The organism is Paraburkholderia sp. C35 (assembly GCF_003121405.1).
In the GTDB taxonomy this organism is placed as follows: domain Bacteria; phylum Pseudomonadota; class Gammaproteobacteria; order Burkholderiales; family Burkholderiaceae; genus Paraburkholderia.
Map to the genome: position 1 here is coordinate 163,246 of NZ_QBUY01000001.1, position 23,540 is coordinate 186,785.

The 23,540-nt window shown below is 60.5% G+C and carries 22 protein-coding genes and 1 pseudogene; 10 read left to right on the forward strand and 13 right to left on the reverse strand.

Features of this window, described 5'->3' with window-relative positions:
- Positions 1 to 10: 10 nt before the first annotated feature.
- The 7 genes and pseudogenes from DK391_RS00735 to hppD all read right to left on the reverse strand — a co-directional run bounded on the left by DK391_RS00735 (position 11) and on the right by hppD (position 7,000).
- Positions 11 to 1,054 carry an ABC transporter substrate-binding protein gene (locus tag DK391_RS00735; RefSeq protein WP_109476061.1) on the reverse strand — a complete coding sequence of 348 codons (1,044 nt, stop codon included), beginning with the start codon at positions 1,052 to 1,054 and terminating at the stop codon, positions 11 to 13.
- A gap of 58 nt (positions 1,055 to 1,112) precedes the next feature.
- The gene (locus tag DK391_RS00740) at positions 1,113 to 2,045 is read right to left on the reverse strand and encodes a TauD/TfdA family dioxygenase (protein WP_109476062.1); all 933 of its coding nucleotides are present in this window, start codon (positions 2,043 to 2,045) and stop codon (positions 1,113 to 1,115) included.
- Positions 2,046 to 2,433: 388 nt separating this feature from the next.
- Entirely contained in the window at positions 2,434 to 3,090 is a 657-nt protein-coding gene (locus DK391_RS00745; RefSeq protein WP_109476063.1) for a methionine ABC transporter permease, read from the reverse strand.
- A complete protein-coding gene (locus DK391_RS00750) occupies positions 3,083 to 4,252 on the reverse strand; it encodes an ATP-binding cassette domain-containing protein (protein WP_109476064.1) in 1,170 nt (389 codons plus the stop codon). The genes DK391_RS00745 and DK391_RS00750 overlap by 8 nt, the downstream gene beginning before the upstream one ends.
- A gap of 45 nt (positions 4,253 to 4,297) precedes the next feature.
- Positions 4,298 to 5,029, reverse strand: a pseudogene (locus tag DK391_RS00755) (MetQ/NlpA family ABC transporter substrate-binding protein); the annotation flags it as partial.
- A 480-nt stretch (positions 5,030 to 5,509) separates the two neighbouring features.
- Complete coding sequence (locus DK391_RS00760; RefSeq protein ID WP_109476066.1) at positions 5,510 to 5,929, reverse strand: RidA family protein; 420 nt, start codon at positions 5,927 to 5,929, stop codon at positions 5,510 to 5,512.
- A gap of 42 nt (positions 5,930 to 5,971) precedes the next feature.
- Positions 5,972 to 7,000, reverse strand: coding sequence for a 4-hydroxyphenylpyruvate dioxygenase (gene hppD / locus DK391_RS00765; protein ID WP_239482647.1), 1,029 nt, complete (start codon positions 6,998 to 7,000; stop codon positions 5,972 to 5,974).
- A gap of 114 nt (positions 7,001 to 7,114) precedes the next feature.
- Between hppD and DK391_RS00770 the strand changes: the two genes are divergently transcribed.
- A complete protein-coding gene (locus tag DK391_RS00770) occupies positions 7,115 to 7,606 on the forward strand; it encodes an Lrp/AsnC family transcriptional regulator (protein ID WP_109476068.1) in 492 nt (163 codons plus the stop codon).
- A gap of 96 nt (positions 7,607 to 7,702) precedes the next feature.
- On the opposite strand, the gene DK391_RS00775 is transcribed toward DK391_RS00770, so the two are convergent.
- From DK391_RS00775 to DK391_RS00785, 3 genes are all read right to left on the reverse strand, one after another.
- The gene (locus tag DK391_RS00775; RefSeq protein ID WP_109476069.1) at positions 7,703 to 9,016 is read right to left on the reverse strand and encodes an MFS transporter; all 1,314 of its coding nucleotides are present in this window, start codon (positions 9,014 to 9,016) and stop codon (positions 7,703 to 7,705) included.
- Positions 9,017 to 9,095: 79 nt separating this feature from the next.
- A complete protein-coding gene (locus tag DK391_RS00780; protein ID WP_109476070.1) occupies positions 9,096 to 9,878 on the reverse strand; it encodes a sugar phosphate isomerase/epimerase family protein in 783 nt (260 codons plus the stop codon).
- Positions 9,879 to 9,904: 26 nt separating this feature from the next.
- Positions 9,905 to 10,738, reverse strand: a complete 834-nt coding sequence (locus tag DK391_RS00785; RefSeq protein ID WP_109476071.1) for a ThiF family adenylyltransferase — start codon at positions 10,736 to 10,738, stop codon at positions 9,905 to 9,907.
- On the opposite strand from DK391_RS00785, the gene DK391_RS00790 reads away from it, so the two are divergent.
- From DK391_RS00790 to DK391_RS00800, 3 genes are all read left to right on the forward strand, one after another.
- Positions 10,706 to 11,746, forward strand: coding sequence for a LysR family transcriptional regulator (locus tag DK391_RS00790; RefSeq protein ID WP_343225222.1), 1,041 nt, complete (start codon positions 10,706 to 10,708; stop codon positions 11,744 to 11,746). The two genes, DK391_RS00785 and DK391_RS00790, sit on opposite strands and share 33 nt — an antisense overlap.
- 296 nt (positions 11,747 to 12,042) lie before the next feature.
- Positions 12,043 to 13,350, forward strand: a complete 1,308-nt coding sequence (locus DK391_RS00795; protein ID WP_109476073.1) for an MFS transporter — start codon at positions 12,043 to 12,045, stop codon at positions 13,348 to 13,350.
- Positions 13,351 to 13,505: 155 nt separating this feature from the next.
- Positions 13,506 to 15,263, forward strand: a complete 1,758-nt coding sequence (locus tag DK391_RS00800; protein WP_109476074.1) for an IlvD/Edd family dehydratase — start codon at positions 13,506 to 13,508, stop codon at positions 15,261 to 15,263.
- A 125-nt stretch (positions 15,264 to 15,388) separates the two neighbouring features.
- Here DK391_RS00800 and DK391_RS00805 read toward each other — a convergent pair whose 3' ends face one another.
- On the reverse strand, positions 15,389 to 16,285 hold the full coding sequence (locus tag DK391_RS00805; protein ID WP_109476075.1) for a LysR family transcriptional regulator: 897 nt from the start codon (positions 16,283 to 16,285) through the stop codon (positions 15,389 to 15,391).
- A gap of 106 nt (positions 16,286 to 16,391) precedes the next feature.
- On the opposite strand from DK391_RS00805, the gene DK391_RS00810 reads away from it, so the two are divergent.
- The 5 genes from DK391_RS00810 (at position 16,392) to DK391_RS00830 (ending at position 20,983) form a co-directional block, all read left to right on the forward strand.
- The gene (locus DK391_RS00810; RefSeq protein ID WP_109476076.1) at positions 16,392 to 17,192 is read left to right on the forward strand and encodes an SDR family oxidoreductase; all 801 of its coding nucleotides are present in this window, start codon (positions 16,392 to 16,394) and stop codon (positions 17,190 to 17,192) included.
- A gap of 36 nt (positions 17,193 to 17,228) precedes the next feature.
- Entirely contained in the window at positions 17,229 to 17,990 is a 762-nt protein-coding gene (locus DK391_RS00815; RefSeq protein WP_109476077.1) for an SDR family NAD(P)-dependent oxidoreductase, read from the forward strand.
- A 99-nt stretch (positions 17,991 to 18,089) separates the two neighbouring features.
- A complete protein-coding gene (locus tag DK391_RS00820; RefSeq protein WP_109476078.1) occupies positions 18,090 to 18,638 on the forward strand; it encodes a TetR/AcrR family transcriptional regulator in 549 nt (182 codons plus the stop codon).
- A gap of 144 nt (positions 18,639 to 18,782) precedes the next feature.
- Complete coding sequence (locus DK391_RS00825; RefSeq protein WP_109476079.1) at positions 18,783 to 19,643, forward strand: N-acyl homoserine lactonase family protein; 861 nt, start codon at positions 18,783 to 18,785, stop codon at positions 19,641 to 19,643.
- Between the two features lie 134 nt (positions 19,644 to 19,777).
- On the forward strand, positions 19,778 to 20,983 hold the full coding sequence (locus DK391_RS00830) for an MFS transporter (protein WP_109476080.1): 1,206 nt from the start codon (positions 19,778 to 19,780) through the stop codon (positions 20,981 to 20,983).
- 36 nt (positions 20,984 to 21,019) lie between these two features.
- Here the strand turns inward: DK391_RS00830 and DK391_RS00835 are convergent, their stop codons facing one another.
- On the reverse strand, positions 21,020 to 21,505 hold the full coding sequence (locus DK391_RS00835; protein ID WP_109476081.1) for a DUF3331 domain-containing protein: 486 nt from the start codon (positions 21,503 to 21,505) through the stop codon (positions 21,020 to 21,022).
- 234 nt (positions 21,506 to 21,739) lie between these two features.
- Here DK391_RS00835 and DK391_RS00840 point away from each other — a divergent pair, with 234 nt between their 5' ends.
- Complete coding sequence (locus tag DK391_RS00840; protein ID WP_109476082.1) at positions 21,740 to 22,684, forward strand: helix-turn-helix domain-containing protein; 945 nt, start codon at positions 21,740 to 21,742, stop codon at positions 22,682 to 22,684.
- 215 nt (positions 22,685 to 22,899) lie between these two features.
- Here DK391_RS00840 and DK391_RS00845 read toward each other — a convergent pair whose 3' ends face one another.
- Entirely contained in the window at positions 22,900 to 23,226 is a 327-nt protein-coding gene (locus DK391_RS00845; protein ID WP_239482655.1) for a LysR substrate-binding domain-containing protein, read from the reverse strand.
- Positions 23,227 to 23,540: the final 314 nt, after the last annotated feature.

The window sequence follows — 23,540 nt, forward strand, 5'->3', positions numbered from 1 at the left end:
CGCCAATGGCTTACTTGCTCGCCACCGACTGATTGAACGGATTGAATTCGTTCGAATAGACGGCGCCTGGCTTCACCTGCCCCGGTTTGAGCACACCATTGTTGACGTACCAGTGGATATAGGTAGTGAAGTCTTCGGCTGCAATCCGACCGCCCTTGCCGCCCACACCTGCCGACTTCCAGTAGTTGACGATCGAGGTGTCCTCGTTGCGATGACGCGCCTCGACGATCTTTTTCTGTCTCGCAACGACCTCGGCGCGCGGCGTATTGCGCGCCCACTCGATCGCGCGCGCCGTGCCGTCGACGAACTTGCGCACCGTGTTCGGGTTCTCCGCGATGAACTTGTCGGTGAACAGGTAGCTCGCATAGCCGAACGAGCCAAGCAGCTGATAGTCGGTGGTGAGCAGCCTTGCGCCGCCGTCGGCAAGCAGCTTGTCCTTGATGATGTCTTCGAGGAACACGGCATCGAGTTGCTTCTGCTTGAGCAATTGCGCAAGATTCACAGGCGGCGCCGCGACGAATACGACTTTCTCGATGTCCTCTTTGGACAAGCCCGATTTCTGCAGATAGGCCGTCACCATATACTGCTCGTACGCACCCGGCGTATTCACGCCGATCTTGCGCCCGATCAGATCACGCGCGCCTTTGATGGGGCTGTCCTGCAAGACGAACAGGCCGCCGTTGGTTTCCTTGTCCGTTCCGACGTAGGAGATCACCGCCTTCACGGGTGCGTGCGCAGCCACGAGTTTCACGATCGAGCCGTTGAACGCGCCGCCGTAATCGACATCGCCCGTGACAGCCGCCTGAATGTCCTGCGGGCCGCTGATCGTGTTGCCAACCCACTTCAGCCTGATCGGCGCGAGGTAACCGAGATCTTCGGCCAGTTCGGGATACAGCACCTTGCTGGCCCAGCCCTGATAGCGCAGCTCCAGCTTTTCGGGCGTCTGCGCACGTGCGGGAATGGACACAACAACTGCAGACGCGACAACTGCGATCACGCTGGCAGCGACGAGCGCCACCAGGCGGCGTCCGGCATCAAAGACACGACGCTTCATTGAACAGGTTCCGTGGTGAAAGTGCGAGAGGATGGTTCGAGCGATCTGACGGCTTGCTTCAGAACACGCCGTCGTGCTCCAGCGTGATGCGATGGATGCGCCGGTTCGCCGAGCCGTAGTCGCGCGCCGCGTAGTGCTGCACCTGCCGGTTGTCCCAGATCGCGACATCGCCCTTGCGCCATTCGAAACGCGCCTGCACTTCGGGCGTCTTGATCAGGTCGTACAGATAGTTGAGCAGACTCTGGCTCGCCGTCTTCGACACACCGAGCAGATGACTCGTATGACCTTCGTTGACGAACACGAGCTTGCGGCCGTTCTCGGGATGGGTCTTGATGACGGGCACTTCAATGGGCGGATACTTCTGCGCCGCATCGCGCACCCGTGCGAGGCCTGCCTCGACGCTGTCTTCCTGAGTGCCTGCCGGCACGTCATAACCGCTCAGCAGTTCCGACAACGCGCCCTTCTTTGGCGACGCGATGAACGTGTTCACGGCTGTGAGCTTCTCGAAGTAGCGTGCCAGATCGGGATCCAGCAAGTCGTAGACTGCCGCCGACGAGGACCAGATCGTATCGCCGCCGCCCCCTTCTGGAATGTCCTGGGCGTGGAGGACGGTCGCCTTGGGCGGCTGAGGCTGCCACGAAACGTCGACGTGCCAGTTGTCCGTGCCGCCCGAGCGCGTCCTGTCGCTATGGGCGATGACTTCGATCTCGGGAAACCCCGCCACGGCAGGCAGATAGATGTTCTTGCGGATAGGATTGCCGAAGATACGCGCCAGCGCCACATGCTGTTCGGGCGTGAGCGTCTGCTCACGAAAAAAGATCACGCCGTGATCGACCAGCGCCTGACGCAGTGTTTGCCGGTTCGACTCGCTCAACGGTTGCGACAGATCCACGTTGTCGATCAATGCGCCGATCAGCGGCTTGTAGCGGCGCACGTGCAGATCCTGATGCGCGTCAGCCTGGGATTGCGGATGGTCCAGTACCGTGCTCATAACGTTCTCCGTTGTCGGTTGTCGAGTGACGGCCATGAGAGCATCAATGAATCACTGCAGACAACGAACGAATTTGCACACGCTGTCCTGTGTCGGCGTGCGTAGCTTCGTCGAAAAGCTCATTTACGATGACGCGCAGGATTTCCTATAGTGGTGAGTTGGCTCGTGAACGATGGATACGTGCGACATCCACCTGCCTGCTTGTCGGCATTTCATCTGTTCGGGGGACGCACGCGCGAAAGCACCATCAGAGATGGCCTCTGATGATGCGGGTCGTTCGCTCAGTCGTTGAAGATGCGCGCCCGTTAGAACGCTCGATGCGCGCTAACGCGCAGATAGCCGAGGCTCGCGAATAGCCGCGATCCTGATTCGATGCATCAAGGCAAAGTCACGCGCGCTGCAAAAGACGGCGAACCAGCCGGTCGCCCGCAAACTGCACGGCTGTGACAATTGCGATCAGCAAGATGATGACCGTCACCATCACAGTCGTGTCGAAACGCTGATAGCCGTAACGTATGGCCAGATCGCCGAGGCCGCCCGCGCCGACGGCGCCCGCCATCGCCGATGAGCCGATCATCGCCACCACCGTGATCGTGAAGCCGCCCAGAATGCCCGGCAACGCTTCCGGCAACAGCACATGCCAGATGATGTGACGGCGCTGCGCGCCCATCGCCTGCGCGGCCTCGATCAGGCCGCGATCCACCTCGCGCAGACTCACTTCCGCAACGCGAGCGAAGAACGGAATCGCCGCAATGGAAAGCGGCACGATGGCGGCCCACACGCCTATCGTCGTGCCGACCAGCAAACGCGTGAGCGGCAATAGCGCAACGAGCAGAATGATGAAGGGCGTGGAGCGAAACGCGTTGACCAGCGCCCCAAGCGTCGAGTTCACAGCACGCCGTTCGTAGATGCCACCGCGCGTCGTGGTAACGAGCACGAGGGCAAGCGGAATGCCGACGATCAACGCGACGATGGCCGATATGCCGACCATCAGCACGGTGTCGCGAATCGCGCCCGTCAGTTCCGAGAGCCAGAGTTCAGACATAGCCGAGTACCTCCACGTGATCCGCGTGCCGCCGCGCGCGCTCGATCAATGCGGCAATACGGCTGGCCAGTGCGCCGGGTTCGCGCGCGCTGTTCGACAGTTGTGCGGCCACCACCAGACGGCCTTGCGCGTGCCCCTGAATCCGGTCGATGCCGCCGTGCACGAAGCTCACGCGGCCGCCGTCGAGGGCCAGCGCCGAGCTCAGCGCGGCGAGGTCCGGGTCGTGCCCATCGGCGCCCGTGTAGCGGACATCGAGCAGAACATCGGTCGCGCCGTGCGGCAAGGCATCGTCGCGCGCGGGTTTCAGTCGTGCGGCAAGATCGTCCGGAAGATCGTGTACCAATGTACGCAACAGCGCTCGGGTCGCATCGTGCTGGGGCGCACCGAACACACGCCACACAGGCCCGGTTTCGACCACGGCACCCTGCTCGATCACGGCGACGGTATCGCACACTTCGCGTATCACTTCCATCTCGTGCGTGATGAGCACGATCGTGAGACCAAGGCGCCGGTTGATGTCGCGCAGCAGCGCAAGAATGGACTGCGTCGTTTCAGGATCGAGCGCGGAGGTCGCTTCGTCGCACAGCAGAATGTCGGGATCGTGCACCAGCGCGCGCGCAATGCCGACGCGCTGCTTCTGCCCGCCCGACAGACTCGCCGGATACGCATTGCGCTTGGCCGACAGCCCGACCAGTTCGAGCAGCGCCGCCACCTTCTTCTCGATTGCAGCCTTTGGCACGCCCGCGATTTTCAGCGGCAGCGCGATGTTGTCGTGCACCGTCTTCGCGGACAACAGATTGAAATGCTGGAACACCATACCGATGCGCCGTCGCAACGTGACGAGTCCACGTTCATCGAGTTCGCCGACGCTGACGCCGTTCACGCGCACCGCGCCCGAAGTCGGCTTTTCGAGTCCGTTGACAAGACGCAGCAAGGTCGACTTGCCCGCGCCGCTGCGTCCGATAATGCCGAAGATCTCGCCCCGGCGCACATTCAATCGCACGTTCGCGAGCGCCACGGCTGACTCGCCACGTGCGCCCGTGAAGACCTTGCCGGCATCGTCGAACACGACGGCGGGCGCGGTGTCTTCAGCAGGCGCCGGTCGGACGGCGAGCGCGGCGGCGTCCTCGATGAAATGCGCTGCGTCGAACAGATGGGTCATGTCGTCGATTCCTTGTCAGGCGGTCCGTTCACGCCATCGCAGCCTTCACCAGGCAACCGCGTACAGGTTGCCGAACGCCTTGTCGAGCGCCGCGCGCACGGCGGGCGAATGCTGGTAGATCGAAATGAACTTGCGGATACGCGGGTCGTTGACGCTTTCCGGGCGCACTACCCATTGAATCGCGAAGTTCTTGTTTTCGAGGCCGTCGAACAGCAGTGCGCTATTGGGGTCTGCCGTGCCTGCGAGCTTGATGAAGCTCGGATAGCCCTGCGCGAGATCGACATCATCGAGCGAGCGAGCCAGTTGCGAGGCTTCGAGCGCGACGATCTTCAGATGCTTCGGGTTGTCGACAATATCCAGCGTGGTCGCGCGGTAATCGACGCCCGGCTTCAGCTTGATAAGGCCCGCGCGTTGCAGCAGCAACAGTCCCCGTCCGCCGTTGACGGGGTCGTTCGCAATCGCGACAGTCGCGCCGTCTTTCAGGTCTTCAAAGCGTGTGACCTTCTTCGAATACAAACCGATCTTCATGATCGTGCCGGGCGCAATCGCCACGAAGTTGTAGCCGCCCTGCTTCTTCGCGTTTTCGACGAAAGGAATGTGCTGGAAGTAATTGACGTCGATGTCCTTGTTGGCGAGTGCGGCGTTCGGCGTATTCCAGTCGGTGAATTCGATGATCTTGACGTCCAGTCCCTGCTGCTTCGCTTCCTGGGCCGCAATTTTCAATGCGTCGATCTGCGGGCTGGTTGCCGTGCCGATCTTGAGTGTCTCGGTGTCGGCTGCGAAGGCCGAAGTGGCGTTCACGGCGAACGCCAGCAGGATGACGCGGAGGGCCGCCCGGGTTCGCGCGTGGTAAACGCGCCGGATAGCGGACAGGATCTGGCTCATGCTCGGATTCTCACGATGGGATGGTCGGGTTGGGGAGCATGCGCCGACGCAGGCGTGTCGATTCACGCCTGCTGGGCTTGTCATGCTCGGGGAGGCTGTGTGCGCCGCTGGGTACCGCGTGTGGACGACTGCCGCGCAGGCTCAGCGCCGACAGCGGGAAACAGGATGGGTCGCCGGATGCATCATCGCCTCTCTCCAATTGAGGTCGGCTTATGATAGGGGCGCCTGAAAAGACGGTCTACGAAGCGATTGGCAAATCGAAATCGTAAAACGCGATATGTGTCGCTCGCGTAAAGGGAGTCCTGTCTGCCAGAGCGGCCCGGTACGCACGAGGAAACGCTCGGTCGATATCCGGTGCCGCGGTCCTGGCCGTTACGCAGCGCGTGTCGCGGCCACTGCCTTGATTTCGACCACAAGCGTCGGCCGGGCCAATGCCGCTACGCCGAGGATGGTCCACGCCGGCGCGTCCGCCTTGATGTAGCGGTCCTTGATCTCGCGGAACGCCGCGAGTTGTGACCCGACATCCACGTGATAGCTGACCAGCTCGACGAGATCTTCGAAGCCTAGCCCCGCCGCCTGCAATATCGCGCCCAGCCTCTGAAATGCGAGATCGATCTGTTCCTCCACGCTCTCCGGCACGCTGCCGTCTGCGCGTATGCCGATCTGGCCGGCAATGAACAGCAAGCCGCCCGCCGCAACGGCCGGCGCGTAGTTGAATGTCCTGAACACCTCGGTGCTGCCGAAAACCGGATGTGGATTCGAGAGAGACACTGTCGTCTTGGAAGATTGCATGATGGGTACCTTGTGAAAGAAAGCGTGTTGAACGGGCCCAGCCTATGAAGCGTCCAATGACCCGCGCCGAACCTGATCCTGTTCCTGCGATTCGAAGAGCGCCTTGAAGTTGCCTTCGCCAAACCCGTCCTCGCCGCGCCGCTCGATGATTTCGAAGAAGATCGGGCCGATCTGGCGACGTGTGAAGCGTTGCAGCAGAATCCTGCCGTCGCGCTTGCCATCGACGAGAAGGCCCTGGCGTTCCATGTTGTCGAGGTTCTGGCCATGCCCGGGAACCCGCGCATCCAGGTTCCGGTAGTAAGCACTCGGCGGAGGATCCATGAAGCCGATTCCCGCCGCGTCCATCACCGCGATGGTCTGCTCGATGTTCGACGACAGGAAGGCAATGTGCTGGATGCCCTCGCCGCCGTAGTCGCGGATGAATTCGTCGTTCTGGTTGAGCACGCCGGGCTGGTCGTGCGCGGCGGCTGCAATCGGGATCGACACCTTTCCGCACGGGCTCACCATCGAGCGGGCCCGCATTCCTGTCTGCCTGCCTTTCACGTCCAGATACTGCTTCTGGACGAAGGCGAAGGTGTCTTTGTAGAAGTCGGCCCAGTAATCGAGGTTCTCTGGCTTGACGATATTCGAGGTGTGGTCGATTGCCAGGATGGCCGCGTCCGCGACTTCCGCAACTTGCCCCGGCCGATACGGCGTCGAAAACACAGGCGCGATGTCGTGATCGACGAAATAGACGAGGCTGTCGCCAATGCCTACGATTGCAGGGACGTCGACGGCGAATGCACCGAACCCGGCGGGTGTGGCCTGGCGGGCGCCGCCCTTCAACGCCTGCGCCAAGGCATGCTCAGCGTCGTCGACCCTGATGGCGATCGCGCGCGCAGAGGTCCCGTGCACGTCCCGAAACGGATTCGGCGCAGGATTCACGAGCAGGACAGCGTCGCCCTGGCGCAAGAGGATTGCCCCACTGTGCGCATGCTGCCCCAGCACCCTGAATCCAAGCCTGGCGAACAGGGCAACCAGCGCGCCGGGATCGCGGCAGACAAATTCGACGAAGGCGAAGCCTGCTGTCATCACGTTACTCATCGAACGCTCCATATGAAGTCGGGGATGGAGCAAGTTTGCTTTATATCGAGGTGTTGTTCGCTTTAGAATCGAAAGTCAGAACGTCATCTACCTTTTATTTCCATGGAAAGCGCGGATCGAAACTTTCTCGATGCAATTGACCTGAAGCTGGTGCAGATGCTTCTGCGCGACGGCAGGGCGCCCTACAAGTCACTTGCGGCCGAAGTCGGCCTGACTGCGCCCGCGTGTGCGGAGCGTGTCCGGCGTCTGAAGGAGCGCGGCGTGATCAAGGGTTATCGCGCTGAAGTGGACTGGACGCGGCTGGGTTTTCCGATCAATGCCATCATCCGCATCGGGGCTTACGCGGAGCGAGGCACCAGTCTGCTGAAAACGTTTCGCGAAACGCCAAACGTGGTGGAGGTCATGCGGGTCACGGGAGAAGATAGCTACGTTCTTCACGTGTTGACCCGCTCGAGTGCGGAGCTGGAGGCGGTTATCGACAGGATTGGCAGCTTCGGCACGATTACGACTTCGCTTGTGCTCTCGACTCCGATGCCAGCGGCTGATCGCGTCAGTCAGGTGTTGTCGTCGGGCGGTCGGAAGCCTAAGCGCTAACCCGACCGCTGAGACCACGCTTTCTGTTGCACGGAAACGGTAGCGTAAGCGCCGTCGTGAACGTGTCGGATTCCGGACGCGGTCGCTAGATGGACTTCACGTCTGGACGGGTCTCGCAACAGCCGGTTGTGACGAACGCCGCGCGCCGACAAAGAGCAGTGCTGCCAGCACCACGACGCCGCTCAACAGAATCAGCCCGGCCACGCTGGAAGCGAAGTTCGCGTCGGCCCACGTCTTCACGTTCGGTGAAACGAAGTTGCCAATGTTGCCGATCGTGTTCACCATCGCGACGCCAGAGACGGCTGCCATCCCGCCGAGGTAGTTCGTCAGCATCGACCAGAATATCGGCTGGACTGCCCATAGGCCCGCCACCGCGAGACACAGCGCGATCATTGAAAGTAGCGGCGAAGCGCCTGCCGAAATGAACATCGCGATCGCGGCCACCAGCAAACTTGCACTGCCAAAGAACGCCAGCCTGTTTCGACGTGCCGCCCACCGCGGAACGATAAAGGTCGCGATGAGCGCGCACGTCCACGGAATCGCAACGACGAAGCCCACGATTGCATTCGGACCCGTGCCGAGCAGTTTGCCGACGAAGGTCGGCAGATAGAACACCACCACCGACACGCCCATCTGGATGAGAAAGAAAATCAGGCCAAAGTACAGCACGGTGCGATCGGTGAGCGCTGAGCCCAGGCTATGGGGTCCATGGGACATCTTTGCAGACTGCTCCGCCTGAAGCACGGTGAAGAGTTCGCTCTTCTCTTCGATATCAAGCCAGCGGGCGTCAGCGGGACTGTCGTCGAGATAAAAGAATGCCCACACGCCGACTGCAGTTGCCGCGAGTCCCTCCAGCATGAACATCCACTGATAGCCGTGCAGTCCGAACACGCCGTCGAAATGCAGCAGATACCCGGACAGCGGCGAACCGAACATGAATGCAAGCGGCGCGCCGAAGTAGAAAAGACCCATGACCTTTGCGCGGGTGCGATCCGGAAACCAGTAAGTCAGATACAGGATCACGCCGGGAAAGAAGCCCGCTTCGCAGGCACCCAGAATGAAGCGCACCGTGTAGAAGCTCGTCGATCCTTGCACGAACATCGGCGATGCCGACACGAGTCCCCACGTCACCATGATCCGGCACATCCAGGCGCGCGCGCCCACCTTGTACATCGCGAGGTTGCTGGGGATTTCGAGCAGCACATACGCAATGAAAAAGACGCTGGCGCCAAATGCAAACGCCGCATCGGAAATGCCGACCACGTCATGCAGTGCCTGTTTCGCGAACCCGACATTTGCCCGGTCCAGAAATGCGAGCACGTACATCAGCAGCAGAAAGGGAATCAGGCGTTGTGTCGATTTGTCGACGGCGCGGTCGGCAGCCGTCTTGCCATTGATGGCGATATTCATGTTTGTCTCCTCCGATGAGGTCGGCCCGCGTGTCGCGGACCCGTGTCAGGTCTGTATCGACCCGTTCAATCAACGTGGGCTATGCGGCGCTCCACGCGTCGCGCAGGAACGCCGCGCTCTCGCGCATCGAGGCGAGCGGCTCTCCTTTGAGACCACATTCGGCACTCAGCAGACCCTGATAGCCGCACGACTTGAGATGCGCGAAGAACGTCGCGTAATCGTAGGAACCTGTGCCTGGATTGAGCCGCCCTGTGTCAGCCAGATGAATGTGCGCGAGCCAGTTGCCATGCTCACGTAGCTCGTCAAGCGGCTCGGCTTCTTCATCCATGTGATAGAAGTCCGCGAGACCACGCACCTCGGGCCGGTTCAACGCTTTCGCGAGGCGCGCACCATCGGCCACGCTGTTGACCAGATTCGATTCCTTGCGATTCAACGGCTCGATCACGAGTGTCGTGCCGCTGCCCCGCAAGGCGTCGGCGCACCATGCGAGCGTCGTCAGGAATTCGTCTTCGGCACGCGCCTGAGTCCATCCTTCAGGGATGTTCCGCGTCCAGCCGCTACCGAGCACGACGATGCGTGCTCGTGCCAGCGTCAGCAGTGCCACCACACGGTCGAAGTAGGCGCGATTTCGTGTTTCATCTTTCTCAGGACCGACAATGCGCGCATCGTGCGGAAACAGATAACTGAACGCGAGCGCAGGCAATGGCAGATCACGGATGCGTGCCTTCGCATCATCGAAGGCTGCGTCGTCTTCGAGTTTCATTGGCACAAGCTGCGCCTCGATGTAATCGAGGCCGGCCTCTTTCATCAACGTAGCGTTCTGCAGCGGGCCGCACCAGCCGAATTGGGGTGTCGTCGTCATGTCTGTTCCTTGATATTCAGGTTGGCTCAGTAGCTCAGCTTCGCAACCGAGCGCAGCACGTCAGGCGTGGTGGTCGGAAAGCCGAAGAATTCGAGGTAAGCGGGAATCTGCTCGAACAGCATGTCCGAGCCGACCTGATAACGGCAGCCGCGTGCCTGCACCGCCTTGAGGAACGCCGTCATTTCCGTCTTCATCACGACTTCGCCGACAAAGGTGTCTGGCGCGATGCGCGTGACATCGATGGGCAATGGGTCGCCGTCGTTCATGCCCATCGGCGTCGCGTTGACGACGAGGTCATAGCCGGCCGGGTCATTGCTGCCCGTCGTGACTTCGAGCCTCGGGTAATGCGTCGTGAGACGCGCTTTCAGCCCATGCGCGGATTCGGCTCGCGCGTCGAACAGAGCGAGCCATGCCACGCCAGCCGCAGCCAACGATGCGGCTATCGCCGATCCCACACCGCCGCAACCCACCACAAGCACCCGCGCGCCTTCGAGCTGGCCGCCCTTGCGCCGCACACCGCGCACGAAGCCTTCGCCGTCGAACATGTCGCCGACGAGCCGCCCGTCCTTCGCGCGCCGCACTGCGTTACAGGAGCCGGCGATTTTCACGGTCGCCGTCGCGTCGTCGAGCAAGCCGACGGTCGTCACCTTGTGAGGCATCGTGACGAGCGCGCCGCAGATGTTCTCGAGCGAGAAGACTGACTGCAGGAAGGCGGGGTAATGCTCGGGTTTGCATCCCATCGGCACGACTACCGCATTCACGCCGGCGTGCTCGAAATAGGGGTTGTAAATCATCGGCGACTTGAATGCGTGGGTCGGATAGCCGATGTGGGCAATGAGCCCGGTATTGCCGTTGATCATGCCTGTCTCCGTATTCAAAGCATGACCGGAGATTACTATCACCAATCTGAACTATTATTATCCGATTCTGCACACCATAATCACCAGATCATGCTTAATGAACCGATGCTCGGCGATCTACGGCTTTTCTGTGAAGTCGCGCGCCGATTGAGTTTCGTCGCCGCCGCGCACGAGTTCGGCAGTTCGCAGACTCACGTCAGCAAGCGCATCGCCTTGCTGGAAAAGAACCTCGGGGTGAAGCTGCTGCACCGCACGACACGCCGCGTATCCCTCACGACCGATGGCGAAACGGTGCACCGCTGGGCGCGCGCGATTCTCCAGGATGTCGACTCGATGCGCGACGACCTGTCCAGCCTGCGGGTAAATCCCAAGGGATCGCTGCGCATCAGTTCCAGCCAGCGCCTCGGACGCAGTCACATCACGCCTATCGTCTCGTTGATGAAGAAACGCTATCCGGAGCTCGAAATCTGGCTGGAACTCGTCGATCGCCGCGTGAACCTCGTCGAAGAGGGATTTGATCTCGACATCCGTGTTGGCGCGCTGCAGGAGCCTGGGCTGATTGCGCATCACATTGCGGTCAGCCCTCGTGTGCTGTGTGCAGCGCCTGGCTATCTCGACACACGCGGGCGCCCGAAGAGTGTTGAGGATCTTGCGCAGCACGAATGCCTCGTCTTTCGCGAGCGCGATGAACCGTTCGGCGTGTGGCGTCTGCTCGGGCCGGGCGGCTGGAGCACGGTGAAGGTCAACGGAACGCTCGCGTCGAACCACAGTGACGTCGTGCTTGGCTGGGCTCACGACGGACACGGCATCGTGATGGTCGGGCGGTCCTATGTGGCACAGGCGCTTGCCGACGGTACGCTTGAACGCGTACTGCCGGCGTGGGAGCAACCGGCCGACGTGTGGGCAATGTCGGCCGCACGCGCGGCGCAGTCGGCCAAGGTGCGCGTCTGCATCGATTTTCTCAAGCGTGAGCTTGCAGAGGGCGAGTTCGCGTTGTGGAAGCCGTGAGCGAAAGAGCGCGCAATGCCAACATGAGCTTGCCCATGACGGGCAAAGAATCATAAAAACACACGCCCCGTGTGAAGCGCAAACCAAAATATTTTTTCGTTCTCAACCTCCCGATCCCGCCTTTTTCCGTCTTCCCGCCTCCAGCAATATTCACAGCGTCGACAACGAGCACCGTTGCTTGACCACCCGGCGACACCGCCCTGCCCGTTCCACCGAAACGCCTCCAGAAACGAGAGGCGGCACGCGATCGTCCCGACGCCGAATGGCACGAGTCGACTCATGAAAGGAGACAACTGATGTCCTCACATTCCGCCTTGCCGGTGGACGCTGAACGTGCGACCGCCGATGCGATTTTCAGGCGGGCAGCATGGCGCTTTATGCCATTGCTGTTCGTCTGTTACGTCGTCGCCTACCTTGACCGCGTCAACGTGGGATTCGCAAAACTGCAGATGCTCAACGATCTGCATTTCAGCGACGCTGTCTACGGACTCGGCGCTGGCCTCTTTTTCGTGGGCTATTTTTTCTTCGAGATTCCCAGCAACCTGCTGTTGCACCGCCTCGGCGCTCGCCGTTGGATCGCGCGCATCATGGTGACATGGGCGGTCCTGTCGCTCGTGACTGCCTGGGTCACCACACCCGCGACGTTCTATGTCGTGCGATTCCTTCTCGGTGTCGCCGAAGCGGGCTTCTATCCCGGCATGATCCTGTACCTCACTTACTGGTTTCCATCTCATCGCCGAGGGAAGATGATGGCCGTACTCACAGCGGGTAACCCTGTGTCGGGCATGATTGGCGGACCGCTGTCCGGTTACATCATGCACGCATTCAGTGGCACGGCTGGATATGCAGGCTGGCAGTGGCTTTTTATCATTGAAGCCGTGCCGGCCATCGTCCTCGGAATCGTCGTCTATGTCTTTCTTGACGATCGGGTGCAGGATGCAAAGTGGCTCAGCGATCAGGAGAAGTCGCACATAGCGCATGAAATAAACGGCGACACGGCAAAGCGCACACATGGATCAGTCAAGGCCGCTTTTACGTCAAAATGGGTCTGGCTGCTTTGCGTCATCCTGTTCGGCATTATCATGGGATCGTATGCACTCGGTTTCTGGCAACCGACGATCATCAAAAGCGCCGGCGTCAATGATCCGTTTATCGTCGGCCTGCTCACAGTCGTTCCTTATACCTGTGCGCTTGTTTCCATGATCATGGTGGGTCGCCATGCAGATCAAACCAGGGAACGCAGATGGCACGTGAGCGCGCCAGCTCTCGTGGCCGCGCTTGGATTTTGCATCTGCGCGCTCAGTGGCAGTCGACTGGTTCCATCGATGCTCGGCTTGTGCCTCGCTGCCGCCGGCATTATCTCTGCGCTACCTATGTTTTGGGCGCTTCCTACCTCCTTTCTCGGCGGCACGGGCGCGGCGGCCGGCATTGCTGTGATCAATTCGACAGGCAATCTTGCTGGCTTCGTCAGTCCTTCCGTGATGGGATCGCTCAAGACCGAGACGCATTCGCTCACGTCCGGCCTTTACCTCGTCGCTGGATGTTTGACCCTTTCTGCGATCCTGATTCTGGTTTTTCTTCCCGCCCGCGTCGTCAACCGATGACACTCGGGAAATGTCGTGAGATAACTGATTTGATGAGCCGTCAATGAAGCACTTCTCCGACCCTCCTCGTCTGGCATGCTGCAGATTGCATGCGTAGCAAGATCGTCGTACGCGCCGTCGCCTGATCGCGAGCGCCGTTTAATTTGGAGAAAGTCATGGCTGACAAGAAAGATGCTCCCCAGAAACCCGTCGAAGCAACGGGCATGAAGCGTGGATTGACGTCATACGGCGATCAGGGGTTTTCGCTGTTCCTGCGCAAGGCATTCATCAAAGGCGCTGGCTATACGGACCAGGCGCTGGATCGTACCGTCATCGGCATCGTGAACACGGGCAGCGGATTCAATGCCTGCCACGGCAACATGCCGCAACTGGTCGAGGCCGTAAAACGAGGCGTGATGCTTGCGGGTGGCTTGCCCGTGGACTTTCCCACTATCTCGATCCACGAAAGCTTCTCGTCGCCGACGTCGATGTATCTGCGCAATCTGATGTCGATGGACACCGAAGAGATGATTCGCGCGCAACCGATGGACGCCGTGGTGCTGATCGGCGGCTGCGACAAGACAGTACCGGCTCAATTGATGGGCGCAGCGTCCGCTGGCATTCCGGCCATTCAGCTTGTCACCGGCTCGATGCTGACGGGATCGCATCGTAGCGAACGGGTCGGAGCCTGTACTGACTGCCGGCGGTATTGGGGAAAGTTCCGCGCGAACGAGATCGATCAGGAAGAGATCGCGGATGTGAACAACCAGCTGGTCGCGAGCGTGGGAACGTGCTCGGTGATGGGCACCGCCAGCACGATGGCGTGCATCGCCGAAGCGCTGGGCATGACGGTGCCGGGTGGCGCGACGCCGCCTGCCGTCACATCTGACCGCATCCGGGTTGCCGAACAGACGGGAACGATTGCCGTCAAGATCGCAAGCGAACGTCTGACCATCGACAGGATTCTCACGCCAAAGGCCTTCGAAAACGCGATGCGCGTGCTGTTGGCGATTGGTGGATCAACGAACGCGATCGTTCATCTGGCGGCTGTCGCTGGCCGTCTGGGCCACAAGATCGAGCTGGACACGCTCGACCGCATGGGCAAGGAAACGCCAGTGCTGCTCGACCTCAAACCAACCGGTCAGCACTACATGGAGGACTTCCACAAAGCCGGAGGCGTTGTGACCTTGCTTCGTGAGTTGAAGCCTCTGCTGCATCTGGATGCGCTGACCGTGACGGGCCGCACGCTTGGCGAAGAAATCGAGGCAAGGGGCGAGGGCTTCAGGCAGGATGTAGTTCGCCCGTTCGCAGCCCCGATCTATCCACAAGGCGGCCTTGCCGTGCTCCGTGGAAACCTTGCGCCAGGCGGAGCCATCATCAAGCAGTCTGCCGCCGATCCCGCGTTGATGGAACATGAGGGCCGGGCGGTGGTGTTCGAGAATGTCGAAGACCTGATCAACCGGATCGACGATGAAGCGCTCGATGTCAACGCAGACGATGTTCTGGTTCTGAAGAACATCGGCCCGGTCGGTGCGCCCGGTATGCCCGAAGCCGGTTATATCCCGATCCCACGAAAGCTCGCGCGGGCGGGAGTTAAAGACATGGTGCGCATTTCAGATGGGCGCATGAGTGGTACTGCGTTTGGAACCGTTGTGCTGCATGTGACTCCTGAAGCTGCCGTCGGCGGGCCGCTCGCCTACGTGCGCAACGGTGACCGCATTCGCCTGAGCGTCTCTCGCCGCGAGATCGCCCTGCTGGTTTCCGATGAAGACATGCAGAAGCGCGCGGCGGAAATGCCCGTCGAACGACCCACCGCTGAGCGCGGCTATCGCAAGCTATTCCTGCAAACCGTCACGCAAGCCGACGAGGGTGTCGACTTCGACTTTCTGCGTGCGGCAAGCCTGCAGAACGACGCAAAGACGAAGCCGGATTGAGCGCGTTGTATCGCTAGTTCCCCTCTGGCTGTTGCATGTTGGCCCCGCTCTCGCGGGGCTTTCTTGCATGACAACAGTAACGAAATCATCGGCAGATCTGCCTGCGATTTGACGCAGCGGAACGGTCACGCGCCGAGATCGCCGTGCGGACGATTGAACAGGCCAACCGCCTCGCGAGCAAAGACCTCGACCAGCGCAAAACGCGGAGTGTGACGCGCCATGATCAGGCCAATGCGGCGAACGGGCGCGCGTTCAGGCAGCGGTATGCGGGTAATCGCCAGACCACTCGTCCACATCGACGGCCAGTCTGGCAGGAGTGAAACGCCAAGTCCCTTGTCCACGAGCGTCGCAATGGCAAGCAGGCCATCAATCTCCAGTCGCGACCGCGTGTGGATGTTGTGATCACGAAGGTATCGGTCCGCGAGTTGACCGCCGAGAACCGAACGTGCGTAGCGAATGAATGGTTCGCTTTGCAGGACCTCGTGAGCATCCCGTCCCGCCATCGATTCATGCGCCACGACAACAAGCGGCTCTTCTGTGAGCGGTTGCCACTCACAGGTCTTCGGCATCGCAAACTGCGGCTCCACGACGATCGCGACATCCAGTTCGCTCGACGCCACCTTCCTGCAAAGTTCGACGGAACTACCCGGTTCCACGAAGAGCTTCACATCGGGATAGTCCGCATACACGCGCTGAAGCACCGAAGGCAACACGCTGACCATGGCCGAGACGAAAACACCGACTCTCAGTTCGCCAATCTGGGTTTGACCGTCCTGGGCGATCGCCTGCATGTCCCGCATGGCTCGCAGGAGCGCCTGCGCGCTGTCCAGAACCTTCATGCCCTCGGCAGTGGGCCTGACGTATCGGCCCGAGCGCTGGATGAGCGGCGCACCCAGCGTCTCCTCCAGAGACCGGATCCGTGCTGCAACCGCCGTTGCAGTTAAACCAAGGCGCCGCGCGGCTTCGGCAATTGAGCCGCTCTCAACCACTGCGACGAAACTCTGCACGTAGCGAATGTCCATAGTCAATGATTTGCAGAATGTCCTAAAACACACCCTTCTACGTCGTTTGCGCCCAACGCTGCCTGTTCCACAATTCGCTCACACCATTTTCCGATCCGGAGCGAGCATGACGCAAACACATCTGGGCACAGCGCTGATCACGGGCGCTTCGTCAGGCATCGGCGCTATCTATGCCGACCGTCTCGCACGGCGCGGCTACGACCTCGTGCTGGTGGCGCGCAGCCGCGAACGCCTCGCCGCGCTCGCCAACCGCATTACCACAGCTACGCAGCGCAGCGTCGAGATCCTTGACGCCGATCTCGGCGACAAGGCGGGCCTGGCGAGCGTCGAAGCGAAGCTCAAGGAAGATGCAACCATCACGCTGCTGGTCAACAATGCAGGCGTCGGTACGCACACTTCGCTCGCGGATAGCGACGTCGATGCCATGTCGCGCATGATCGATCTTAACGTGACGGCACTGACGCGTCTCACCTATGCCGCCGTGCCGGGCTTTTTGTCGCGTGGCAAGGGCGCCGTCATCAACATCTCGTCGATCGTCGCAATCGCACCGGAAGCGCTCAACGGCGTGTATGGCGGCAGCAAGGCGTTCGTGCTCGCGTTCAGCCAGTCGCTGCATCACGAGCTGGCCAGCAAGGGCATCCAGGTCCAGGCCGTCCTGCCTGGTGCGACGGCCACCGATTTCTGGCAGACGGGCGGCCTTCCGCTCGACAACCTGGACAAGGCAATCGTGATGTCTGCCGACAACCTCGTCGATGCCGCACTGGTCGGGTTCGACCGCGGCGAACTCGTAACGATCCCGTCACTGCACGACGCCGGCAAGTGGGACGACTTCGAGGGCGCGCGGCGCGCGATGTCGAACCTGCTGTCGACCAATACGCCCGCACCGCGCTATGCGGCCTCCCGCTGAACACGCTCGCACTTCATCGTCACTGGAGCAGCACTCATGAAACTCACGGGTAACACGATCTTCATCACGGGCGGTACGTCGGGCATCGGCCGTTCGCTGGCCGAAGCGTTTCACAAGCGCGGCAACACGGTCATCGTCGCGGGACGCCGCAAGGCGCTGCTCGACGAGGTCGCAAAGGCGAATCCGGGCATCGACACAATCGAACTCGACATCGCCGACGGCGCACAGATCCAGCAGGTCGCGCAGCAGCTGATCGCGAAGTATCCAGCACTCAACGTCCTCATCAACAACGCCGGCATCATGCCGTTCGACAATGCCGGCGGCGTACTGGATGACGCGCAGGCCGTCCACCTGATCGACACGAACCTGCTCGGGCCCGTACGGCTGAGCGCTGCACTCGTCGGGCATCTGAAGCAACAGCCCGAGTCGTACATCATCAACAACAGTTCGGTGCTCGCTTACGTGCCACTGGCTTCCACCGCACTCTACTCGGCGACGAAGGCGGCATTGCATTCGTACTCGATGTCGCAGCGATTCATGCTGCGTGACACCAGCGTGCGCGTGCTCGAAATCGCACCGCCCTGGGTCGACACGGATCTCGTCCACAAGAGCGGCGATCCGCGTGCCATGCCACTGGATGCGTTCATCGCCGAGACGATGGACAAGCTGGCCACAGCCACCACGGAAGTGATCGTCAGCGTCGCGCAGCCGTTGCGCGACAACGCGGGGCCAAACGAGCACGCATTCGTCGACCAGTTCAACCTGTCGCTGCATGATAGCCCGATCCCCGTCGCCTGACGCTCGTGATCCCTTCCCGTTCACTTCGCCGAGACACTGTGCAGTTTCAAACCGTTCGGTTTAAAATAGCTACACAGTTCTCTCTGCGATGTGACGGTAATGGGCAGACCCAAGAAATTCAGCCGCGAAGGCGTATTGCAGAAGACGCTTCCGCTCTTCTGGAAATATGGCTTCGCCGGCACTTCGCTGCAGCAACTTGAACAGGCGACAGGCGTGAACAAGTCCGGGCTGTATTCCGAGTTCGAAGACAAGGAAGACCTGTTCCTGCAATCGCTCGTCTATTACTACGAGCATCGTGGCGCATTGCAGATCCTCACTGCCGAACCCAAGGGCTACGGGAACATCGAGCGATTCCTGCGGCTAGGCGATCCACAAGACGACGGCTGCGTGGGCTGCTTTTCCGTTAGCGCGATCCGCGAATTCCCGTCGCTGTCGGCGCGCGTGCGCGATGTCGTCGGCGCGTATCACCATCGGCTGATACCGCAACTTGTAGAGAACATCGAGGCAGAGCCTCACCGGCTCCCCGCCGACACCATCGCCACTATCGTGACGGTGTTCTTTTCGGGTTATTGCATCGAACGCAATCTGCCCGCACTGGCCGACAGCGATCCCGTCGGCGCTTTCATGCAGGCCGTGCGCCTTCTGTAACTCTCCGGGTTTCGAATCACGTCGGTCGCCGGCCATAGATCGACTATTCTGAACCGATTGGTTTTTTTCATTTGCTGCACCGCGTTACGCCACACATAATGAACTGGTCGGTTCAATAAATAGCGTTTCCAGCGGAGAGCAGTCATGGCACTGAAAGTCCACCCCATCAATTTCGGCAACATATCGCTCGATTCGAGCGGCCTCGTCCTGTTTCGCGAACCCGGCAAGCAGGTGACGATTCCCGTGCTCGGATTCCTGATTACGGGCGGCAAACATCCGGTGCTGGTCGACACGGGTTCACGCAACGTCGAGCAATACGCCGAGTTCGGCATGCCGTACGAGGTCACGCCCGAGATGGCGATCGAGTATCACCTCGCTCAGCACGAGCTGACGATGCGCGACATCCGGCACATCGTGCATACGCACGCGCATATCGATCACGTCGGCATGACCGACCGCTTTCCGATGACGACCACGGTCGGCATCACACGGCGCGAACTCGAATTTGCCGCGTCCGGGATCATGGGACCGGGGATGTACACCGCCGCCGCCACCAAACATCTGATCGACCGCCTGTACACACGCGGCGCGTTGCGGCTGTATGACATCGACGGCACGTACGAGGAAGAAGTGATTCCTGGCGTTGCCGTGCGGCTCTCGGGCGGACACACGCCGGGCTCGCTGTCCGTACTGGTCGAAACCGACGAAGGTATCGCGAATATCAGCGGCGACATTGCGTACAACGTGAAGGATCAACTGATCGACCCAATTCTCGATCAGGCGTCGCACGAGCCGACCATCACGGCGAACCGCGCGATGTCGACACTCGACGAAAAGCGCGCGATCAAGCGTGCTCTCGCCACCAGTCGCTTCCTGCTGCCGAGCCACGATGCGCCCGCGCTGGTGAGCGGCGGAAAGGTTGTCGGCGTGATGGAGAACGCGATCTCGAATCCCCATGCCGATGTCACAAAAGCGGCCAGCTACACGCTGCTCGCGAACCTGTGAACGCGCAGCCACTTGCGCTGCGTCGAACGCTCGGCTGGCTGATCTTCGCTGCGGGCGCACTTCGCCTCGCAGCGGATGCCATCCGGTACGCGCTCGGTGTCTGATTGCAGCGCGCCTGAATTCTGGAACCACTCATGACCACGCCCTTTTCCGCGCCGACCCAACGCGCACTTCGTACCCTCAGCCTCGCGTACTTCGTGCAAGCGACGGGCGCGCTGTCCGTCGTCGGCAGTCTCGATGCCATCTCGCGTCAATGGGGGCTTGCCGATGCGCAAAGCGCCTACCTGCTCTCCGTATTCGGCGTCACGTTCGCCTTTGCTGCGCCGTTGCTGCAAGTCGGCTTCGGACACTTGCGACGGCGTCGCCAGGTATTGCTCGGGTTGGCTGTCTTCAGCGCGGCGGCGCTGCTGTTCGCTGCCGCGCCGAATTATCCTGTGCTGCTGCTTTCGCGCGTGCTGATGGGGCTCGGTGCGGCATTCATCGGCCCCGTGCTGGGCGCACTTGGATCAAGTCTCACCGATCGTGAGCACCAGGGCAGCGCCATCGCCGTCGTGCTGCTCGGACTGAGCGTCGCGGGCCTTGTCGGTATGCCGCTGTCGGCGTGGATCGCGCATGCGTGGGGCGCGCGGACCCTGTTTGTGGCCGTGGGCGTCGCTAGCGCCGCGACGGCAGCACTCATCGCATGGCAGGTGCCCGATTCCAGCGAAGGCGAACACATCAAGCTCTCGACGGTCACCGCGCTGTTGACACGCGTCGACACGCTCAGCGCATTCCTCGTCGTGTTCTTTATTGCAGCGGGCGTCTATTCGACCTATTCGTTCATCGCGCCCATCATCCGCGATGTATTTCATGCGGGGCCTGGGACGGTATCGACATCGCTTGTGGTGCTGGGCGTTGCGGGCGTCGCAGGCAATCTGTTCGTGACGCGCGCAGCACGGCGCTATCGCGCGGAAACGATGTTGCTTGCTGGACTCGCGCTGCTTGCGGCCGACCTCGCGTTTCTGTGGTTCTCGGCGCCGAGCGTACGGTGGCTCTTCGTCGCACTCACGGCGTGGGCGTTCGCGACCGATCTGCTGTGGCCTTCGCAGCAGCGGCGCATCGTCGAACTCGTGCCGCAATGGCGCGGCGTCGCGCTGGCGTTGACGGCATCGTTCGTGTTCTGTGGAATTGGCTTAGGCTCGGCCGTCGCAGGATGGATCTATCCGGTCCTTGGATTCGCCGGTGTGATCGGCAGCTCGCTGCTGTTTCTCGCGCTGGCGACTCTCAGCCTCAGAATCTCGCAAGCGTCGGTTGGGGCGAAGGCGAAACCGGGAACCTGTGGTAGCTCGCTTCAATCATGACGTGAGCGTGAAACCGCCGCTACGGCCTTGGCGCTTTCATATCGCATGATCCGTTTCACGCACAGCAAATTGCCGCTCGATCGGCACGGCTGACGCAAGGATCATACGACTCCAGTTTGCTGGAACACCTGTCGCACTGCGTCGAGGACGGAATACGTCATTTCCTTCAACGATAGGCAGACCGGAAAGCGCGCAGTAGCCATCATTGCGTGCGAGGCCTAGGCGCCAGATCTGTTCCGCGTAGTGCCCAGTTTGCGAATCGCTCCAGCTGACACTGACCGTATGCGCGGACAGGATTTCATGCACGAAAATGCGGGCTGGCAGAGGGATCCATTCAGCGTCGTGATTTTTTTGTCCGGCTGCGACACTCGCGCGCCGCATTTTTTTGCTGTACGACGTTTCGACAGGCGGCAGGGCTTGCAACTTTCCGGGAAACAGCAAACGCAGCAGCGCACGCTCGACAATATCGTCATCGTTTGATAATGAATCTGTGGGTGGCGGAGTCGGGGTTTGCTTTTTCACAGACAGGGTAGCGTTTGAAATGCGTTCAAAATGACAGCATGTGATTAGTCAAAATCCTTATCGATCGGTGCCCGCTAAAAAATGTCAAACACAGGCACATATTCCTTTTTAACGACTTGCTGATTGGAAGCAGAGCTTTGACATGATTCGATAAGCTTATGATCCGTCCCACGCACCTTGTTTTTCAACGACATTTATAATCAGTTTTTCGGACATAGCGACTGGTGAAAAGTAATGCATCGGATTGGTTATTTCTTGACGGATGGTTTTCAGGTGATGGCCATCGGAACCCAGACAGTGTTCGAAATCGCAAACATCGTGGCGCGTGAGCCGATTTATCGCGTGACGAACTATTCGCTCGCTGGCGGAGAAACGCACTCGTCACTGGGTGTTTCCGTCATAACAAAAGCAGTGAGCGCGGAAACGGCAGAAGACACGTGGATGATCAGCGGCGTCGCCGATCCAACCAATCGCATCACGTCGGCCGAAGAACTGAAATTCATCGGTGATGCATTCGCACGCTCGAGGCGCACAGCGGGACTTTGCACGGGTGCTTTTGTACTTGGTGAAGCCGGACTTCTCGACGGAAGACGCGCAACCACGCATTGGGCGTATGCGGACGCCTTGCAGGCACGCTGTCCACTCGCGCAGATTGAAGCCGATCGGATTTTTATCGTCGACGGTGCGATATGGACATCGGCGGGATTAACGGCTGCGATGGATCTCGCACTCGGCCTTGTCGAAAAAGATCACGGCTCTGACTTCGCAACCTCGGTAGCACGCGCGCTGGTCATGCACCACAGACGGTCCGGCGGACAATCGCAGCATTCGGAAATGCTTGCGCTCGCACCCAAGTCGGACAGAATTCAAATGGCGTTGGAATACGCTCGCGTCAATCTGTCCAAGCCCTTGCGCGTCGACGATCTGGCAAAGGCTGCGCACCTCAGTACCCGGCAATTCGGACGCATTTTTCTTGCCGAGACGGGCGAATCTCCGGCCAGGGCAATCGAACGACTCCGCCTCGAAGCGGCGAGAAACATGGTCGAGCGTGGCCGTCATTCGCTTGAGACGATTGCGCGAGAAGTCGGATTCCGTGATGGACGTCATCTCCGCGAAGTGTTTACCCGGACCTATGGAACAGCGCCGCTGTCATTGCGAAGGGCGGCTCGCGGGCTTTAGGCCAATGAGGCACGTACCAACGACTGGCAACTTCCGAACGCGGGCGCCGTCGACCGCACCGGGGAGGATGCCGGATTTGCCTGGCTCACTCGCGGTTTCAACTCTGGGCGGGGTCGAATTGCGTCGTCGCATCAGGACAAACAGTCGGGTTTCGGAGTAATGCAACCAAACCGACGGCCCGGTTCCTTTCTCGCGGAACGGCGGGTTGTGGCAGATCATCGAGCTTCTTTGCCAAGGTTTCGGCCAAGTTCGGCAATCTGATTTTGAAGTGCAGCCAGGAAGACGTTCACCCGGTTGGGAACATAGCGTCGACTCGGCATGACGGCCCATACGGACAGATCCTCCATCGCCGCGTCCTGCAATTCGATCTCCACAAGCGATTGATCGGCCAACTGCCTGAATACATCCCAGTAGGTCAACTGGGCCAGCCTCAGACCTTGCACGGCCGCCGTGCGTGCCGCTTCGACACTGGTCGTGGTGACGCAGGCGTCCACACGTTTGCGTATCAAGGCACCGTCGACGATGAGCGGCCATTGCTTCACCGCATTCAATCTGATCCGACGCAGACCATGTTCGACTACTACCGGCGCTTTGCCGAAGGCGGCTTCGGGCTGGTGACAACGGAGGGCATCTATACCGACAAGACGTTCTCGCAAGGATACCCACGTGACGATTAGCGCAGACACGCGCGATATCGGCGGTGCGTCACCCCGTGTCGTGCCGCCGGCCACATCAAGTCGTAATGAAATAGTCTTACTAGTTACGGGTATACATGGATTAGAGGGCGTCACCCCGTTGCACTACCATTTTTTCGGTATCGTCGGCGCACGTTAAGTGGTTGCAAATCGTTCAAGCG

Bases quoted from the DNA above. Each gene is read 5' to 3' on its own strand.
- DK391_RS00735 (WP_109476061.1), bottom strand. From the start codon at position 1,054: ATGAAGCGTCGTGTCTTTGATGCCGGACGCCGCCTGGTGGCGCTCGTC.
- DK391_RS00740 (WP_109476062.1), bottom strand. From the start codon at position 2,045: ATGAGCACGGTACTGGACCATCCGCAATCCCAGGCTGACGCGCATCAG.
- DK391_RS00745 (WP_109476063.1), bottom strand. From the start codon at position 3,090: ATGTCTGAACTCTGGCTCTCGGAACTGACGGGCGCGATTCGCGACACC.
- DK391_RS00750 (WP_109476064.1), bottom strand. From the start codon at position 4,252: ATGACCCATCTGTTCGACGCAGCGCATTTCATCGAGGACGCCGCCGCG.
- DK391_RS00760 (WP_109476066.1), bottom strand. From the start codon at position 5,929: ATGCAATCTTCCAAGACGACAGTGTCTCTCTCGAATCCACATCCGGTT.
- hppD (WP_239482647.1), bottom strand. From the start codon at position 7,000: ATGACAGCAGGCTTCGCCTTCGTCGAATTTGTCTGCCGCGATCCCGGC.
- DK391_RS00770 (WP_109476068.1), top strand. From the start codon at position 7,115: ATGGAAAGCGCGGATCGAAACTTTCTCGATGCAATTGACCTGAAGCTG.
- DK391_RS00775 (WP_109476069.1), bottom strand. From the start codon at position 9,016: ATGAATATCGCCATCAATGGCAAGACGGCTGCCGACCGCGCCGTCGAC.
- DK391_RS00780 (WP_109476070.1), bottom strand. From the start codon at position 9,878: ATGACGACGACACCCCAATTCGGCTGGTGCGGCCCGCTGCAGAACGCT.
- DK391_RS00785 (WP_109476071.1), bottom strand. From the start codon at position 10,738: ATGATCAACGGCAATACCGGGCTCATTGCCCACATCGGCTATCCGACC.
- DK391_RS00795 (WP_109476073.1), top strand. From the start codon at position 12,043: ATGTCCTCACATTCCGCCTTGCCGGTGGACGCTGAACGTGCGACCGCC.
- DK391_RS00800 (WP_109476074.1), top strand. From the start codon at position 13,506: ATGGCTGACAAGAAAGATGCTCCCCAGAAACCCGTCGAAGCAACGGGC.
- DK391_RS00805 (WP_109476075.1), bottom strand. From the start codon at position 16,285: ATGGACATTCGCTACGTGCAGAGTTTCGTCGCAGTGGTTGAGAGCGGC.
- DK391_RS00810 (WP_109476076.1), top strand. From the start codon at position 16,392: ATGACGCAAACACATCTGGGCACAGCGCTGATCACGGGCGCTTCGTCA.
- DK391_RS00815 (WP_109476077.1), top strand. From the start codon at position 17,229: ATGAAACTCACGGGTAACACGATCTTCATCACGGGCGGTACGTCGGGC.
- DK391_RS00820 (WP_109476078.1), top strand. From the start codon at position 18,090: ATGGGCAGACCCAAGAAATTCAGCCGCGAAGGCGTATTGCAGAAGACG.
- DK391_RS00825 (WP_109476079.1), top strand. From the start codon at position 18,783: ATGGCACTGAAAGTCCACCCCATCAATTTCGGCAACATATCGCTCGAT.
- DK391_RS00830 (WP_109476080.1), top strand. From the start codon at position 19,778: ATGACCACGCCCTTTTCCGCGCCGACCCAACGCGCACTTCGTACCCTC.
- DK391_RS00840 (WP_109476082.1), top strand. From the start codon at position 21,740: ATGCATCGGATTGGTTATTTCTTGACGGATGGTTTTCAGGTGATGGCC.